This is a genomic window from Streptomyces purpurogeneiscleroticus (genome assembly GCF_020024005.1).
In the GTDB taxonomy this organism is placed as follows: Bacteria; Actinomycetota; Actinomycetes; order Streptomycetales; family Streptomycetaceae; genus Streptomyces; species Streptomyces purpurogeneiscleroticus.
On the sequence record NZ_NHSG01000188.1, the window covers coordinates 1 to 16,003 of the forward strand.

Sequence of the window (16,003 nt, forward strand, 5' to 3'; positions counted from 1 at the left end):
GGAGGGAGCGGCCACCACCACCAGGCGGTCGTGGCCGATTACCGCGCCGTCCAGGCCGGACGGTATGTCCAGGCCCTCGACGAAGCCGAGGTCGGCTTCGCCGGAGAGGACGCGCTCCGCGACCACCGCGGAGTTGCCTGCGAAGAGCGAGACCGCGGTGTCGGGGCGCTGGGTGCGCAGGGCGATCAGCCAGCCGGGGAGCAAGTATTCGGCGATTGTCATGCTCGCGGTGACGCGGAGGCGGGAGTCGCGGCGGCCCCGGAGTGCCTGTGCGCCCGCGTCGAACGCCTCGGCCGCCTCCACGATGCGGCGCGCCCAGTCCGTGACGAGCGTGCCCGCGTCGGTCAGGCGTGAGCCGCGCGGCGAGCGCTCCACCAGGCCGACGCCCAACTGCCGCTCCATGGAACGGATGCGGCTGCTGGCGGCGGGCTGGGAGATGCCCAGTTCCTTGGCGGCCCGGCCCAGGCTGCCCAGCCGGGCCACGGCGAGCAGCAGCTCCAGAGCGGCCAGGTCCGGTACCCGATGTGCCAGCCGTCCCGTCCCTTCGGCTGCGCCGTTGCCCGTACCCCGCTCCGCTTCAGTCATAAAACCAGGTTATGCCCTCATAGACCTGATGTCCCTGGTGGGGGCGGGCTCGCAACGGAACTCTGGAGCCATGGCTACCCTCGCGCAACCTCGCTCCCGCCCCGTGACGGGCTCCCAAGGCCGCACCCGCGGCTCGATACGGCACCTCGGACCCAACTGGTACGCCGCCGTCATGGGCACGGCGATCATCGCCAACGCAGGTGCCACCCTCCCGGTACGGGCAGGCGCGCTGCACACGGTGTACGAGGTCGTCTGGGCGCTGTCGGCCGTCATGCTGGCCGTGCTGCTCGTCGCCCGCGCCGCGCACTGGATCCGCCACACCGACCAGGCCAGAGCCCATCTGCTCGACCCGATGGTGGCGCCGTTCTACGGCTGCCTGGCGATGGCCCTGCTGGCGGTCGGCGGCGGCACGCTGGCCGTCGGCAAGGACGTGATCGGGGTGTCCGCGGCCGCGGCGGTCGACGGTGTGCTGTGGGTCGCGGGGACCGTGGTCGGCCTGGTCGCGGCCGCGGCCATCCCGTACCTCATGGTGACCCGGCACCGGATAGACGCGGGGACGGCCTCCCCCGCCTGGCTGCTGCCGATCGTCGCCCCGATGGTCTCCGCGGCCATCGGCCCCGGTCTGATCCCGCATCTGCCGGCCGGCCAGTGGCGGTCCGCCATGCTCCTCGGGTGCTACGGCATGTTCGGTCTGTCGCTGCTGACCGTGCTCGCCATGCTGCCGCTGGTGCTCTCGCGGCTGATCCACCACGGGCCACTGCCGCTCGCCGCGACGCCCGCGCTCGTCCTCGTGCTCGGCCCGCTCGGCCAGTCCACGACCGCGGTGAGCAACCTCGCGAACGCCGCGCCCGCCGCCGGCTCCTCGTACGCCGACGCGATGACCGCGTTCTCCGTGCTGTACGGCGTGCCGGTCATGGGCTTCGCGCTGCTGTGGCTGGGGCTGTCCGCCGCGATGGTGGTCCGCGCCTTCCGCAGCGGGATGCGCTTCTCGATGACCTGGTGGGCCTTCACCTTCCCCGTCGGTACCTGCGTCACCGGCGCGGCCGGGCTGGCAGGCCACACCGGGCTGGCCCTGTACGACTGGCTCACCGTCGGGCTGTACCTGCTCCTGGTGGCAGGCTGGCTGACGGCCTTCGTGTACACCGCGCGCGGCCTCTTCCGCGGCACGCTCCTCGCGCCGCCCGCCTCGGCCCCGGCCCCGAAGCCGGCGACGGCCTGACAGCCGCCGTCCGCAGCGCGGCGGTGCACCGGCCCACGGCCCCCGGTGCACCGCCGTCTCGTCATGCCGCCGCCTCCAGCGCCACCCGCAGCACGCCGGGCGCCTCTGCCAACGACGGCCCGTACCAGGTGAGATGGCGCCCGCTGACCAGCGCGGCGGGCAGTCCGGGGAAGGACTCCGGCCCGTCGTCGGCGGCGAAGCGGTACGGCTCGTCGGGGAGTACGACGAGGTCGGCGCCGCGGGCGTTCAGCTGGTCGAGGGGGATCTTCGGGTAGCGCTCTGCGTGGTCCGCGTACAGGTTCCGCACGCCCAGCCTGGCCAGCAGGTCGCCCGCGAATGTGTCCCGGCCGAGCACCATCCAGGGCCGCCGCCAGATGGGTACCACGGCGGCCAGGTCCGGAGCGTATGCCGGTACTTCCCGCCAGGCGGCCTCCGCCTCGTCCAGCCAGCCGGGGCGGGCCAGCCTGCAGCCGCGCACGAGGACGCGGTCCAGTTCGCGGAATGCCTGCGGAAGGTCGCGGACCTCGGTGACCAGTACGTCCAGGCCCGCGGCGCGCAGCAAGGCGAGGTCGGCCGGGCGGTTCTCCTCCTCGTTGGCGATCACGAGGTCGGGGGCGAGGGCGGCGATCCGCGCGGTGTCGGGGTTCTTGGTCCCGCCGATCCGCGGCACGTCCAGGCCGGCCGGGTGGCTGCACCAGTCCGTGACGCCGACTAGCAGCTCCGGCGCGGTGGCGGCGACCGCCTCGGTCAGGGACGGGACGAGCGAGACCACCTTGCGTACGGCAGCGTGAGAGCTCATCGCCCCACGGTACGAGGTCATCGCCCGCGGTACGCGGACGGGCCCCGCCACCGGAGTGCGGTGGCGGGGCCCGTTCCCGAAGGGGGGTGACGGCCGGTCAGTACCGGTACGTCGTCACTTCACCGGGGCCATCTCATCGACGATGCCCGGGTGCGCGTCGACCCACTTCTTGACGCCTTCTTCCTCGTGGCCGGTGCCCGCCTCATTGATGGCGGTCTCCAGGCTCGCCAGCTCCTCGGGCTCCATGTGCCAGTCCTTCAGCCAGCCGTTGAACTCCGGGTACTTCTTCGGGAAGCTCTTGTTGGCCAGCGTCTTGATCTGGTTGTTGGCGCCCCAAGTACCCTTCGGGTCCTTGAGCTTGGTCAGGTCGTACTTGTCGTACGCCCAGTGCGGCGACCACAGGACGACCGCGATCGGCTCCTTCTTGCCGATCGCCCGCTCCAGCTCGGCGAGCATGGCGCTGGTACCGGCCTCGGTGACCTTCATGTCCTTCAGGCCGTACGCGGGCAGAACCTTGCTCTTCAGGCGCTTCATCTGGCCGGTGCCCGGCTCAATACCGATGATCTTGCCCTTGAACTTGTCCTTGTTCTTGCGCAGGTCGTCCATGGTCTTCACGCCCTTCACATAGGAAGGCACCGTGATCTCCAGGGACGTCTTGTCGTACCACGCACCGAGGTCGACGAGATCCTTCTTGTACTTGTCCCAGTACTGCTTCTGCGCGACCGGCAGCCAGGCGTCCATCTCCACGTCGACCTGGCCGGAGGACAGCCCGGTCCACATCGGACCCACGTCGAGGTTGCGCATCTTCGGCTTGTAGCCGCGCTGCTCCAGGACGTACTTCCACAGGAACGAGGTGGCGATGCCCTCGTCCCAGGACGGGTAGCCGATGTTCGGCGCGGCGCCCGCGTCCTTGCCCTTGGCGTACGCGCCCGGGGCCGGGGCCAGCTTGTCGGCCATGCCCGGGTTCTTCTTCAGCCAGGTCTTGACACCGTCCTGCTCGTGCCCCTTGCCGGCGTCCTGGATCTCCGCTTCCAGGCTGGTGAGCTGCTTCTCGTCCAGGTGGAACTTCTTCATCCAGGAGGCGACCTGCGGCTCGTCCTTGGCGAAGCCCTTGCGGCCCAGCGTGTGGATGCCGTCACCGGAACCGAAGGAGCCCTCGGGGTCCTTGAGCTTGGTCAGCTTGTACTTGCTGTACGCCCAGTGCGGGGACCACAGGGTCACCGCGACCGGCTTCTTGGCCTTCATCGATCGGTCCAGCTCGGCCAGCATCGAGGAGGTGCTGGACGACTGGAGCTTGTACTCGCCGTCCAGGCCGTAGTCCTTGAGGACCTTGTCCTTGACGATCTTCATCTCGCCGGCGCCCGGCTCGATGCCGACGATCTTGCCGCCGAACTCCTTGCCCTTGCCCTTGAGGTCGTCGAGCGTCTTCACGCCCTTGACGTAGGACGGGACGGCGATCTCCAGCGAGGTCTTGTCGTACCAGGCGCCGTAGTCCTCGAGCTTGTTCTTGTACTTCTTCCAGTACGACTCGTGCGTCACCGGCAGCCAGGAGTTGGTCTGCACGTCGATGTCGCCCTGCGCCTGGCCCGTGTAGAGCGCGCCGGCCTCCAGGGCCTGCACCTTGGGCTGGTAGCCGCGCTGCTCCAGCAGCTCCTTCCACAGGTACGTGGTGGCCTTGCCCTCGTCCCAGTTGACGTAACCGAGGCTGATCGGGCGGCCGTTGCCGACGCTCCCGGCACCGCCCTCGCCCTTCGAGCCGAAGGCGCTCATGCCGCCCGCGGCCAGCGCGAGCACGACCACACCGGACATCGCGAGCGAGGTCGCCGGACGCCACTGCAGGAACTTCAGACCGCCGAGCGCGGCCTGCGCCTTGGCCAGCGCGCGCCGGCCGAGCGGCGAGACCCGCTGGTTCAGGGCGCCGGTCATGCGGTCCAGGTACATCGCGAGGATGACCACCGCGAGACCGGCCTCGGTGCCCAGACCCACGTCGACGGAGCTGATCGCGTCGTAGACGGAGGAGCCCAGACCGCCGCCGCCGACCATGCCGGCGATGACGACCATGGACAGCGCCAGCATGATGACCTGGTTGATACCGGCCATGATCGTGGGCAGCGCGAGCGGGATCTGCACGCGGAACAGCGTGCGGCGCGGGTGCGTGCCGAACGCGTCGGCCGCCTCCACCAGCTCCGCGTCGACCTGCCGGATGCCCAGCTCGGTCATGCGGACCGCGGGCGGCATGGCGAAGACGATGGTCGCCACGATGCCGGGGACCACGCCGAGGCCGAAGAAGAGGATGCCCGGGATGAGGTAGACCATCGCCGGCATCGTCTGCATCAGGTCCAGCACCGGGCGCACCGCGCCGCTGACCGCGCGGTTGCGGGCGGCCCAGATGCCCAGCGGCACCGAGATGACGACGATGACCAGGCAGGCCACCAGGACCAGGGAGAGGCTCTCCATGGTGGCGCCCCACTGTTCGATCGAGTCGATCAGTGCGAAACCGAGGAAGGTGAGGGCCGCGGCGAGGAAGCCGCGCAGCCACCAGGCGAGCACCGCGAGGATGCCCGCGAGGAACAGGGGCTCGGGCGCGGCGAGCACCATGTGGAAGAAGCCGTACACGGCGTTGAGCACGTGGGTGATGAAGCCGAAGAGCCAGTCGACATTCGACTGCAGCCACTTGACGGCCCCGGCGGCCCACGTGCCGATCTCGATCCTAGGCACCGGCGATCACCTTGCTCTCGTCGGCGTCCTTGCCGTCCGTGTCCTCGGCCGCTTCGTCCGTGGCCACGGGCTTCTCGTCCTCGGACTTCTTGTCCTCGGGGGCGGGCTGCGCGGGCACGGCGGCGACGGCGTCCTGCGCCTGGGGCTCGGGCTCGCCGAGCGCGGCCATCAGCTGCTGCGCCGGCACCGCGCCGACGAGCTCACCGGCCGCGTCGGCCACGGCCACCGGGACCTGGCTGGACGAGCAGGGCGCGAACAGGTCGACGAGCGGGGTGTCCTTGGTGACCGTGGCGGGCGCCGCGGCGCGGAACTGCTCGGCGGTGGATATCTCCGTTCCGTCGGCGTCCTTGCCGCCCAGCACCGACGCCACGTCCGTCATGATCGCGCCGGCGGTCAGCACCCGGGTGCGGTCGACGTCCTGGATGAAGGACGCGACGTAGTCGTTGGACGGCCGTACGAGGATGTCCTCGGCCGAGCCGTCCTGGACGATCCGGCCGTCGCGCATGACGGCGATCCGGTCGCCGAGCCGCATGGCCTCGTTCAGGTCGTGGGTGATGAAGACGATGGTCTTCTTCAGCGTCTTCTGCAGCTCCAGCAGCTGGTCCTGCATGTCGCGGCGGATCAGCGGGTCCAGCGCGCTGAAGGACTCGTCCATCAGCAGCAGGTCCGCGTCGGTCGCCAGCGCGCGGGCCAGGCCCACGCGCTGCTGCATGCCGCCGGACAGCTCGTCGGGCCAGGACTTCTCCCAGCCCTTCAGGCCCGCGAGCTCCAGCGCCTCATGGGCACGCTTCTGGCGCTCGGCCTTCGGTACGCCCTGGACCTCCAGGCCGTACGCGGCGTTCTCCAGGACGCTGCGGTGCGGGAAGAGCGCGAAGTGCTGGAAGACCATGGAGATCTTCTGGGAACGGACCCTGCGCAGCTCTTTCGGGCTGAGCGTGGTCAGGTCCTGGCCGTCGAACCGCACGCTTCCCGCGGTCGGCTCCAGCAGCCCGTTCAGCATGCGCAGCAGCGTGGACTTGCCGGAACCCGACAGACCCATGACGACGAAGATCTGGCCTTCGTCCACGGTGAACGACGCGTCGATCACCGCTGCCGTCGTACCCTCTGCGCGCAGTTCGTCGCGGGTCGCCCCGGCCTCGAGTTTCCGCACGGCGTCATCGGGTCGTCTGCCGAACACTTTGTACAGGTGCTCGGCTTGCAGCCTGGACACATACACCTCTCTGGTCGAACCAAGGAACGGCCTGTCCCAGCCATGGGTGATCCCCAGGCCGAAAGGCTGGGAAGGGGCCGTGGAGCGGCACGGCTTCGGGCCGCCTGCGCCGGGAAAGAAAAAAGTTGAATCCCTTACCGGTTCCGCTCCGGATGCGCGCCTGCCCTCCTTTGTTCACAACAAACACAACAGTGACTCGCGTCACAAGTGGCATGCATTTGACGCGGGGTCACACGCGACCCGCAACACAGCGGCTCGCGACCCATTCGCGACCAACGGTGCGGGGTGGCACACGTCCTGCCTGGTCATGGCCCATGTCACGCCGTGCCGTGGCGCACGTCCGGGCCTCGTTGTGACGCACGTCCGGGCCTCGTCGTGACGCGCGTCCGGCCTCGTCGTGGCGCACGTCCGGCGTTGTCAGTGGTGTGCGGCATCATCGGCGTGTGACTCGACGCCTGATGCTCCTCGACACCGCCTCGCTGTACTTCCGCGCGTACTTCGGCGTGCCGGACTCCGTCCGCGCCCCGGACGGCACGCCCGTCAACGCCGTCCGCGGCCTGCTGGACTTCATCGCCCGCCTGCTCCAGGACCACCACCCGGACGACCTCGTGGCCTGCATGGACGCCGACTGGCGCCCCCAGTGGCGGGTCGACCTCATTCCGACGTACAAGGCGCACCGCGTCGCCGAGGAGGCCCCCGAGGGCTCCACGGCGCCGGACGTCGAGGAGGTCCCGGACACGCTCTCGCCGCAGGTCCCGGTGATCGAGGCGGTACTGGACGCGCTGGGCATCGCCCGCGTGGGCGCGGCGGGCTACGAGGCGGACGACATCATCGGCACGCTCGCCACGCGCGCCGCGGGCCCGGTCGACATCGTCACCGGCGACCGGGACCTGTACCAGCTCGTCGACGACCGGCGCGGCGTCCGCGTGCTGTATCCGCTCAAGGGCGTCGGGACGCTCCAGGTCACCGACGAGGCGTGGCTCCGCGAGAAGTACGGCGTGGACGGCGCGGGCTATGCGGACCTGGCGCTGCTGCGCGGCGACCCCAGCGACGGCCTGCCGGGCGTGCCGGGCATCGGCGAGAAGACCGCGGCCAAGCTGCTGGCGACCTTCGGCGACCTGGCCGGGATCATCGCCGCGGCCGACGACCCGGCGGCCAAGCTCACGCCGACCCAGCGCAAGCGGCTGACCGAGGCCCGCCCGTATCTCGAGGTCGCGCCCACGGTCGTCCGCGTCGCCACGGACGTCGCGCTGCCCTCCTTCGACCCGGCCGTGCCGAAGGAGCCGGCCGATCCCGCGACGCTGGAGGAGCTGGCCGGGCAGTGGGGCCTGGGCGGCTCACTGCAGCGTGTCCTCAGCGTGCTCTCATGATCTGCTGTTAGGTTAGGTGTACCTAACTTATTCTGAGAGCGCCCAGGGAGCCCATCGTGGCAGCAGACCGCCCCGCCGAACGTCCCGCCCGCCGGAAGGCCGTCACCTACCGCGCCCGCGTGATCCACACCGAGCGCCTCAGCCCGCACATGATGCGGGTCGTCCTGGGCGGCGCGGGCCTGGCGGACTTCCCCGCGGGTGAGTACACCGACCACTACATCAAGCTGCTCTTCCCGGTGCCGGGTGTGACCTACCCGGAGCCGTTCGACATCGCGCAGATCCGTGCCGACTTCCCGCGCGACCAGTGGCCGCGCACCCGGACGTACACGGTGCGCGCCTGGGACCCGCAGTCCCTGGAGCTGACCGTCGACTTCGTGGTCCACGGCGACCAGGGGCTGGCCGGGCCGTGGGCGCAGCAGGCCGAGGCGGGTGAGGAGATCCGTTTCCTCGGCCCGGGCGGCGCGTACGCCCCGGAGGCCGCGGCCGACTGGCATCTGCTCGCCGGGGACGAGAGCGCGCTGCCGGCCATCGCGGCGTCGCTCGCCGGGATGCCGGAGGACGCCGTGGTGCGCGCCTTCATCGAGGTGCCGGACGCCCGCGAGGAGCAGAAGCTGCGGGCACCGGCGGGCGCGGAGATCGTCTGGCTGCACCGCAACGGCGCGCCGGTCGGCGAGCGGCTGGTCGACGCGGTGCGGGCGCTGGAGTGGCCCGCGGGCCGGGTCCAGGCGTTCGTGCACGGCGAGGCGGGCTTCGTGAAGGAGCTCCGCCGCCTGCTGCGCGTCGAGCGCGAGATCCCGCGCGCCGACCTCTCCATCTCGGGTTACTGGCGCCGCGGCCACGACGAGGACGGCTGGCAGGCATCGAAGCAGGAGTGGAACGCGACGGTGGAGGCGGAACAGGAGTCGGGCCCGGCAGCGCCGAACGCCTCCTGAATCCATACCGGTTGACACTGCACCGACCTCCGACCACGTACTGACTGACGGGCCGTCATGTAGCTGCTACTGACGGCCCGTTGCCGTGGCACCCGCCGCGCCCTCAGTCACCGCCCCCCTCGCCGTACACCCGGGCCGAGGCGTCCGCGTGTGCCATCCGCCGCATGGCCGAGAGCACCGCGTCACCGATGACGGTGCCCACGACGACGCCCTCGACCAGCCGTTCCACGTCCGGCGCGCCCCCGACGTACGCCAGGTCCGCCGTCGCTATCCGCTCGCAGGCGTCGGCGTAGACATCAAGCACCTCCTCGAACTTGCCGTGCCCCAGGCCCCGCAGCGTGGCCAGCGCACCGGCCAGCGTTTCCCCCGCCGGGCCCTCCGGCGCCGACTTCCACCCCCGCCGCTCGACCAGCGCGGCGACGGCCTCGCGCGCGCCCGCCAGCTCCTCCGACCCGACGGAGTGCGGGGGTGTCAGACTCTCGTGCGCCGCGCCGAGCACCTTGTGCACCGGCCGGTCCGTGTCCTCGACGGCCGCCAGCACCTCGCGCACGGCCGCGACGGACAGCCCGCCAACCTCCAGCAGACCGCGGACCAGCCGCAGCCGCCGTTCGTGCGCCTCGCCGTAATCCGCCTGGTTCGGGCTGGTCAGAGAGCCGGCCGGGAGCAGCCCCTCGCGGACGTAGTACTTGATCGTCGGTACCGCGACTCCGGTCCGCCGGCTCAACTCCCCGATGCGCACGTGTTCTTCACTTCCTTCCGAGGGTTGCCAAATCGCTCCCCCATCATAGATAGTCGCGCTATCAGATAGCGGTAAGTGCCGCTATCTATTCTTGCCTGTTCCTTCCGCGCCATAACGATGACTGACGGGAGTCGCTCATGTCTGCTTTACTCCTGCGCACCGCGGCCGTGCACCGCCCACTCACCTGTTTCTCGCTCGCGATGGCGGCCCTGGCCGTCGCCTCGGCGGTCGGCCTGGCCGTCGACCACCGGGTGCTCGTCGGCGCGCCGATATGGCTCAAGCCGCTGAAATTCGCGGTCTCCTTCGCCCTGTACGGGCTGACGCTCGCCTGGATGCTCGGACGGCGCCCGGCCCGCAGCCGTACCGGCTGGTGGGCCGGCATGGTCGTCGTCGTGGCCGGCACCGTCGAAATGGCCGTCATCGTGGGCCAGACCGTCCGCGGCCGACGCAGCCACTTCAATTCCGCCACCCCGCTGGACACGGCGCTCTTCCAGATCATGGGCGCCACGATCGTCGTCCTGTGGCTCGCCACGCTCGTCATCGCCGGGCTCCAGTTCCGCGGCGGCCGGGACGCCGACCGCGCCGCCACCTGGGCGATCCGGCTCGGCGCCCTGATCGCGCTGGCGGGCCTGGCGCTCGGCGGCCTGATGATCGTGCCCACCCCGGACCAGCAGGCCGCTGCGGCCCAGGGCATCCGGGACGCGATCGGTGCGCACAGCGTGGGCGTACCGGACGGCGGGCCCGCGATGCCGCTGACCGGCTGGAGCACCACTGGCGGTGACCTGCGCATACCGCACTTCGTCGGGATGCACGCGCTGCAGCTCCTGCCGCTGTTCCTGTTCGGCCTGGACGCCCTCGGGGGCCGAATAGCGCGGCTGCGGGCCGAGCGGGTACGGCTGCGGCTCGTCCTGGTCGCCGCGGGATTCCTCACCGGGCTGCTGGCGCTGGTGACCTGGCAGGCGCTGCGCGGTCAGCCGCTCGTACGGCCGGACGCGGCGACGTTGGGTGCGCTGACGGGCCTGCTCGCCGTGACCGCGGCCGGCGCGTACGCGGCGCTGAGCCCTTCCCGTAGGCACGACTTCGCGGCGCCCTCGGCCACCACTTCCGCCACCGCCCAGGAGGCGACGGCATGACCGCCTTCCTCTTCGACCTCTCGTTCTGGCTCGCGGCGCCCGTCTGGGCACTGCTGATCCTCGCGCCCGGCCGCCGGTGGACCGACCGGATCGCTGCCTCCCCACTGCCGGTGGTACCGGTGCTCGTGGTCTACCTGGCGTTGGCCGTACCGGTCTTCCCCCGGCTCTGGGCGGCCGTGTCCCGCCCCGAACTGGGCGGCTTCCAGGAGCTGATGGCCCTGGACGACGGCGCGGCGGCGATCTGGGCGCAGGTCATCGCCTGGGACCTCTTCCTCGGCCAGTGGATGTACCGCGAGGCCCGCCGCCTGCAGATCCACCCACTGGTCATGGGCCCGCTGCTGCTCTTGACCGTACTGCTCTCCCCGATCGGGGTCCTGCTGTTCCTCGGCCTGCGAGCCATACGAATCCGAGCAGCACGGGGCCGCGAACCAAGCCCGTCCGGCGCTTGAGGACGAGCCCGCCCGGCGGCCGAGGGCACCCCACAGGGACCACCCACCGACCGCCGGGCGGCACGCGCGCACGCTCAGCCGACGGACGAGTACGCCACAACTCCCCGCAGCACCCCGTCGACCGCCTTGCGGGCCGCCTTCGTCACCGTCGAGCCCTCCGGCGCCGCCGCCGCGATCTGGCCCAGTACGTCGATCAGCTGCTTGCACCAGCGGACGAAGTCGCCGGCCGGCATCTCCGCCTCGCGGAGCACCGCGTCGAGCCCCACGCCGGACGCCCACTGGTGCGCCGCCCACGCGAAGCCGAGGTCCGGCTCGCGCTGGCCGACGCCCTCCGCCTGGCTGATCCGGTGGTCCTCCTCCAGGGCGTCCAGCCGGCCCCAGATCCGCACCATCTCGCCCAGCGCGGCCCGTGCCTTCCCCGAGGGCAGCTTCGGCGCGACCGCGTCGTCCGCCTGGCGCGCCTCGTACACCAGCGCCGACGCGCACGCGGCCAGCTCCTGGGGCGACAGGCCCTCCCAGACGCCCTCGCGCAGGCACTCGCTCGCCAGCAGGTCCAGCTCGCCGTACAGCCGCGCCAGCCGCCGGCCCTCGTCCGTGACCGTGTCGCCCTGCAGATAGTCCAGCTCGGTCAGCAGTGAGCAGATCCGGTCGAAAGTGCGCGCGATCGTATTCGTACGGCCCTCGATGCGGCGCTCCAGCTGGCGCGTGTCCCGCCGCAGCCGGTGGTACCGCTCCGCCCAGCGTGCATGGTCCTCGCGCTCGTCGCAGCCGTGGCACGGATGCGCCCGGAGCGCGGTCCGCAGCCGCTTGATCTCCCTGTCGTCCGCGGCCTCCGACCGCTTCTTGCGGTGCCGCTCCGGCGGGATGTGCCCGGCCTTCGTGCGCAGCGCGGACGCCAGGTCGCGGCGCGACTGGGGGCTGCGCGCATTGAAGGACTTCGGGATGCGCATCCGGTCCAGCGCCTGCACCGGCACCGGGAAGTCGATCGACGCCAGCCGCTTGACCTGCCGCTCGGCGGTGAGCACCAGCGGCCGCGGCCCGTCCTCGGCATGGAACCCACGGTGGCCGTTGGTCCGCCCCGACGGCATCCCCGGGTCGAGCACCAGCGCCAGCCCCGCGAACTTCCCCGTCGGTACGTGGATCACATCGCCCGGCTTCAGCTTCTCCAGCGCCGCCGCGGCGGCCGCCCGGCGCTGCGCCGCGCCCTGCTTGGCCAGCTCCGTCTCGCGGTCCTTCAGGTCCCGCCTGAGCCGCGAGTACTCCTCGAAGTCCCCGAGGTGGCAGGTCATCGCCTCGCGATAGCCCTCCAGCCCCTCTTCGTTCTTCTGCACCTGGCGCGAGATCCCGACAACCGACTTGTCGGCCTGGAACTGCGCGAAGGACATCTCCAGCAGCTCGCGCGAGCGGTGCCGGCCGAACTGCGAAACGAGGTTGACCGCCATGTTGTACGACGGCTTGAAGGAGGAGCGCAGCGGATACGTACGCGTGCCCGCCAGGCCCGCGACCGCGGCCGGGTCCATGCCGCGCTGCCACAGCACCACCGCGTGGCCCTCGACGTCGATGCCGCGCCGCCCGGCCCGGCCGGTGAGCTGCGTGTACTCGCCGGGGGTGATGTCCGCGTGCTGCTCGCCGTTCCACTTGACGAGCTTCTCCAGGACCACCGAACGCGCCGGCATATTGATGCCCAGGGCCAGGGTCTCCGTCGCGAAGACCGCCTTGACCAGGCCCTTCAGGAACAGCTCCTCGACCACCTCCTTGAAGGTGGGCAGCATGCCGGCGTGGTGCGCCGCGATGCCGCGCTCCAGACCCTCCAGCCACTCGAAGTAGCCGAGGACGTGCAGGTCCTCGTCGGGGATGCCGGCCGTGCGGGCCTCGACGATCTTGCGGACCTTCTCCCGCGCCGCCTGGTCGTTCAGCCGCAGGCCCGAGTACAGGCACTGCTGGACCGCCGACTCGCAGCCGGCCCGGCTGAAGATGAACGTGATCGCCGGGAGCAGGCCCTCATTGTCCAGCCGGTCGATCACCTCGGCGCGGCTGGGCGTCCAGATCCGGCTGCGCTGGCGCCGCTCCCGCTCGCGGTCGGCCTCCCGCAGGTTATTGCGACCGCGGCGCTTGTCCCGGCCGAAGGTGGGGCGGCTGTTCTCCATCCGGGCCAGCCGCACCAGGTCGGGGTTGACCTCGCGCTTGCCCTGGCCGGGCTCGGCGCCGTCCCGCTCCTCGAACAGGTCGTACATCCGGCGCCCCGCGAGCACGTGCTGCCACAGCGGCACGGGGCGGTGCTCCGAAACGATCACCTCCGTGTCGCCGCGGACGGTGTCCAGCCAGTCGCCGAACTCCTCGGCGTTGGAGACCGTGGCCGAGAGCGACACGAGCGTCACGGAGTCGGGGAGGTGAATGATCACCTCTTCCCACACGGCGCCACGGAAGCGGTCGGAGAGGTAATGCACCTCGTCCATGACCACATAGCCGAGGCCGCGCAGCGCCTGGGAACCGGCATACAGCATGTTGCGCAGCACTTCGGTGGTCATCACGATCACCGGTGCGTCGCCGTTGACGCTGTTGTCGCCGGTCAGCAGGCCGACCTTCTCCGCGCCGTACCGCTTGACCAGGTCCTGGTACTTCTGGTTCGAAAGGGCCTTGATAGGGGTGGTGTAAAAACACTTGCGGCCCTGTCTCAGGGCCAGGTGGACGGCGAACTCGCCGACAATCGTCTTACCGGATCCGGTCGGAGCGGCGACCAGCACACCCTTACCGGCTTCCAGGGCCTCGCACGCCTCGATCTGGAACGCGTCCAGTCCGAAGTCGTACATCTCCTTGAAAGGGAAGAGTGCGGTGGCCTGCTCGGCCGCGCGCGTTCGCGCGGCGGCATAGCGCTCAGCAGGGGACATGTCCTCGGTCATCGTGTCTACGAGCCTACCGGCCACCTCTGACAGTCACGCGATCTTTAACGACCCGCGCCCCCTGCGCCCGCTTCCCGGGGAGGCGGGCGGGCTACGTGATGTCGTCCATGTCTTCCCGGCGGGACTCCAGGGCGCGGCCGGAGCCGGACTGCTCGGGGAGGGCGCGCGGGGCGTCGACGGACTCGATGGCGCCGATGTCGTCGGGGGTGAGGTCCAGCTCGGAGGCTTCGTCGTCGGCGGGGCCCGCGGCGACGGCACGCGCCCTGCGGCCGTCGTTCACCAGGGAGACCAGCACCGCGGCGAAGTAGAGGACCACGATCGGCGCGGCAAGCGCGATCATCGTGAGCGGGTCGGTGCTGGGCGTGGCGATCGCCGAGAAGAGCGTGATGCCCATGATCATGGCGCGCCACCAGCCGAGCATGCGCTTGCCGGAGATCACACCGCCGAAGTTCAGCAGGACCAGCAGCAGCGGCATCTCGAAGGACAGGCCGAAGACGACGACCATCCTGGTCACCAGGTCGAGCAGCTTGTCCAGCGGCAGGAGGTTGTCGATGCCGATCGGCGTGAAGTCGATGAGGACCTTGGCGGTGGTCGGCAGCACCGCGTAGGCGAAGTAACCGCCGATCATGAACAGCGGGAAGCCGGCGGCCACGAAGCTGAGCGCGTACTTCTTCTCGCTGCGGTGCAGGCCGGGCGCGAGGAACGCCCAGAGCTGGTACAGCCAGACCGGCGCCGAGAGGATCAGGCCGGCCATCAGGGAGACCTTGAGCGCCAGGGTGAAGGGCCCGAGCAGGTCCATCATCACGATGCGGGCGCAGGTCTCGCCGCCCTGCTTCTGCGCCAGTTCACCGAAGGAGAGGTTGCAGCCCACCGACTGAAGCACCGGCTTGGTGATCAGGTTGATGATGTCGTTGTAGAAGAACGCCGAGACGACGCTCGCCACCACGATGGCCAGCACGGACTTCGCGAGCCGGTTGCGCAGCTCGCGCAGGTGCTCCGCGAGGGGCATCCGGCCCTCGGGGTCCCTGTCCTTCTTGTCCTTCTTAGGGGCAGACTTGAGCAACCCACGTCCTCATCTCGTGCGGCGGGCAGCGGAACCGGGCCGCCGCCCCAGTCGGCCCTGGGTCAGCGCTTGGTCGTGCTGTCGGTCGGCTCGGCGACCGGGCGGGAGCTGTTCACATCACCGGGCGACGCCTGGATCGTCTTGGGGGTCTCGCCCTGTGCGTCGTTCGGCGGGTCCGACGGCGCGGACTGCGACTGCGAGCCCTCCGACTTCATCGCCTTGGCCTCGCTCTTCAGGATGCGTGCCGACTTGCCGAGAGAACGGGCCATCTCGGGAAGCTTCTTGGCGCCGAACAGGAGGATGACGACGACGAGGATGAGGATGATCTCGGGAGCGCCGATCTTTCCAGTGAACATAAGTGTTTACCTTCTCACCGAGGCGGCTGGGGTGGGGCTGCCCGACTGGTCGGACAAGCGTCCGTTTCGCCGTGCTGCCAGCGATCGTAACGCGCGGGGGTTAACCGACGGCAATCCCTGTGCATACTCCCGATTGCGGGCCGTGCCTCGTCCGTCAGCCCGCTTCCAGCAGCGTACCGCCCCGGCGCGGCCGATTTCAGACCCTCTCGGCCCCCGGGCCCGCCATCGCTCCGGCGTCCCCGGCCAGCGGCCCGGCGGCCCGCTCCAGGTCCTGCGCGGCGTACTGGATCCGGCGGGAGGTCTCGTCCACCTGCCGGGCCAGCCTGCGCACCTCCACGAAGACACGGACGGCCAGTACACCGAGGACGGCGAGGCCGAGGAAGCCGAGGGCGATGGCGATCATGGGCCAGAGCATGGGGCGAGCCTACCGGCGCCTACGGGGCGAATCGAACGAACCCATGCCCCCACCGGGGGATTACCCGGCGGAGCCGCGCGCGAACCGCTCGCATGCCCGGCCTCCACCCCCGGCC

At 70.7% G+C, this 16,003-nt stretch carries 14 protein-coding genes; 5 read left to right on the plus strand and 9 right to left on the minus strand.

Going from position 1 to position 16,003, the window contains the following annotated elements:
* On the minus strand, positions 1 to 585 hold a 585-nt coding region (locus CCS38_RS11950), incomplete at its 3' end, for a LysR family transcriptional regulator (RefSeq protein ID WP_223733216.1).
* A gap of 70 nt (positions 586 to 655) precedes the next feature.
* On the opposite strand from CCS38_RS11950, the gene CCS38_RS11955 reads away from it, so the two are divergent.
* Positions 656 to 1,804 carry a TDT family transporter gene (locus tag CCS38_RS11955; RefSeq protein WP_223733217.1) on the plus strand — a complete coding sequence of 383 codons (1,149 nt, stop codon included), beginning with the start codon at positions 656 to 658 and terminating at the stop codon, positions 1,802 to 1,804.
* A gap of 61 nt (positions 1,805 to 1,865) precedes the next feature.
* On the opposite strand, the gene CCS38_RS11960 is transcribed toward CCS38_RS11955, so the two are convergent.
* The 3 genes from CCS38_RS11960 to CCS38_RS11970 form a co-directional block, all read right to left on the minus strand.
* Complete coding sequence (locus CCS38_RS11960; protein ID WP_223733218.1) at positions 1,866 to 2,603, minus strand: helical backbone metal receptor; 738 nt, start codon at positions 2,601 to 2,603, stop codon at positions 1,866 to 1,868.
* 114 nt (positions 2,604 to 2,717) lie between these two features.
* On the minus strand, positions 2,718 to 5,321 hold the full coding sequence (locus CCS38_RS11965; protein ID WP_223733219.1) for an ABC transporter permease/substrate binding protein: 2,604 nt from the start codon (positions 5,319 to 5,321) through the stop codon (positions 2,718 to 2,720).
* Positions 5,314 to 6,531, minus strand: a complete 1,218-nt coding sequence (locus CCS38_RS11970; protein ID WP_223733220.1) for a quaternary amine ABC transporter ATP-binding protein — start codon at positions 6,529 to 6,531, stop codon at positions 5,314 to 5,316. Before CCS38_RS11970 ends, CCS38_RS11965 begins: the two co-directional genes overlap by 8 nt.
* 458 nt (positions 6,532 to 6,989) lie before the next feature.
* On the opposite strand from CCS38_RS11970, the gene CCS38_RS11975 reads away from it, so the two are divergent.
* Both CCS38_RS11975 and CCS38_RS11980 read left to right on the plus strand, forming a co-directional pair.
* Positions 6,990 to 7,901, plus strand: coding sequence for a 5'-3' exonuclease (locus tag CCS38_RS11975; RefSeq protein WP_223733226.1), 912 nt, complete (start codon positions 6,990 to 6,992; stop codon positions 7,899 to 7,901).
* A gap of 56 nt (positions 7,902 to 7,957) precedes the next feature.
* Positions 7,958 to 8,833: a siderophore-interacting protein gene (locus CCS38_RS11980; protein ID WP_223733221.1), complete on the plus strand. Its 876-nt coding sequence runs from the start codon at positions 7,958 to 7,960 to the stop codon at positions 8,831 to 8,833.
* A gap of 103 nt (positions 8,834 to 8,936) precedes the next feature.
* On the opposite strand, the gene CCS38_RS11985 is transcribed toward CCS38_RS11980, so the two are convergent.
* On the minus strand, positions 8,937 to 9,572 hold the full coding sequence (locus CCS38_RS11985) for a MerR family transcriptional regulator (protein WP_223733222.1): 636 nt from the start codon (positions 9,570 to 9,572) through the stop codon (positions 8,937 to 8,939).
* A 200-nt stretch (positions 9,573 to 9,772) separates the two neighbouring features.
* On the opposite strand from CCS38_RS11985, the gene CCS38_RS11990 reads away from it, so the two are divergent.
* Together CCS38_RS11990 and CCS38_RS11995 are read left to right on the plus strand one after the other, a co-directional pair.
* Complete coding sequence (locus tag CCS38_RS11990; RefSeq protein ID WP_223733227.1) at positions 9,773 to 10,705, plus strand: hypothetical protein; 933 nt, start codon at positions 9,773 to 9,775, stop codon at positions 10,703 to 10,705.
* Positions 10,702 to 11,154, plus strand: coding sequence for an ABA4-like family protein (locus CCS38_RS11995; protein ID WP_223733223.1), 453 nt, complete (start codon positions 10,702 to 10,704; stop codon positions 11,152 to 11,154). The genes CCS38_RS11990 and CCS38_RS11995 overlap by 4 nt, the downstream gene beginning before the upstream one ends.
* 74 nt (positions 11,155 to 11,228) lie before the next feature.
* Here CCS38_RS11995 and CCS38_RS12000 read toward each other — a convergent pair whose 3' ends face one another.
* From CCS38_RS12000 to CCS38_RS12015, 4 genes are all read right to left on the minus strand, one after another.
* Complete coding sequence (locus tag CCS38_RS12000; protein ID WP_223733224.1) at positions 11,229 to 14,054, minus strand: DEAD/DEAH box helicase; 2,826 nt, start codon at positions 14,052 to 14,054, stop codon at positions 11,229 to 11,231.
* A gap of 91 nt (positions 14,055 to 14,145) precedes the next feature.
* Positions 14,146 to 15,117 (minus strand): twin-arginine translocase subunit TatC, encoded by a 972-nt coding sequence (tatC, locus tag CCS38_RS12005; protein WP_223733225.1) that lies wholly within the window; start codon positions 15,115 to 15,117, stop codon positions 14,146 to 14,148.
* A gap of 62 nt (positions 15,118 to 15,179) precedes the next feature.
* A complete protein-coding gene (gene tatA, locus CCS38_RS12010) occupies positions 15,180 to 15,473 on the minus strand; it encodes a Sec-independent protein translocase subunit TatA (protein ID WP_031062580.1) in 294 nt (97 codons plus the stop codon).
* A gap of 196 nt (positions 15,474 to 15,669) precedes the next feature.
* Positions 15,670 to 15,888: a hypothetical protein gene (locus CCS38_RS12015; RefSeq protein WP_030252005.1), complete on the minus strand. Its 219-nt coding sequence runs from the start codon at positions 15,886 to 15,888 to the stop codon at positions 15,670 to 15,672.
* Between the last annotated feature and the right edge of the window lie 115 nt (positions 15,889 to 16,003).

Coding starts and splice junctions, on each gene's coding strand:
- CCS38_RS11955 (WP_223733217.1), top strand. CDS start 656: ATGGCTACCCTCGCGCAACCTCGCTCCCGCCCCGTGACGGGCTCCCAA.
- CCS38_RS11960 (WP_223733218.1), bottom strand. CDS start 2,603: ATGAGCTCTCACGCTGCCGTACGCAAGGTGGTCTCGCTCGTCCCGTCC.
- CCS38_RS11975 (WP_223733226.1), top strand. CDS start 6,990: ATGCTCCTCGACACCGCCTCGCTGTACTTCCGCGCGTACTTCGGCGTG.
- CCS38_RS11990 (WP_223733227.1), top strand. CDS start 9,773: ATGGCGGCCCTGGCCGTCGCCTCGGCGGTCGGCCTGGCCGTCGACCAC.
- CCS38_RS11995 (WP_223733223.1), top strand. CDS start 10,702: ATGACCGCCTTCCTCTTCGACCTCTCGTTCTGGCTCGCGGCGCCCGTC.
- CCS38_RS12000 (WP_223733224.1), bottom strand. CDS start 14,054: ATGACCGAGGACATGTCCCCTGCTGAGCGCTATGCCGCCGCGCGAACG.
- tatA (WP_031062580.1), bottom strand. CDS start 15,473: ATGTTCACTGGAAAGATCGGCGCTCCCGAGATCATCCTCATCCTCGTC.
- CCS38_RS12015 (WP_030252005.1), bottom strand. CDS start 15,888: ATGCTCTGGCCCATGATCGCCATCGCCCTCGGCTTCCTCGGCCTCGCC.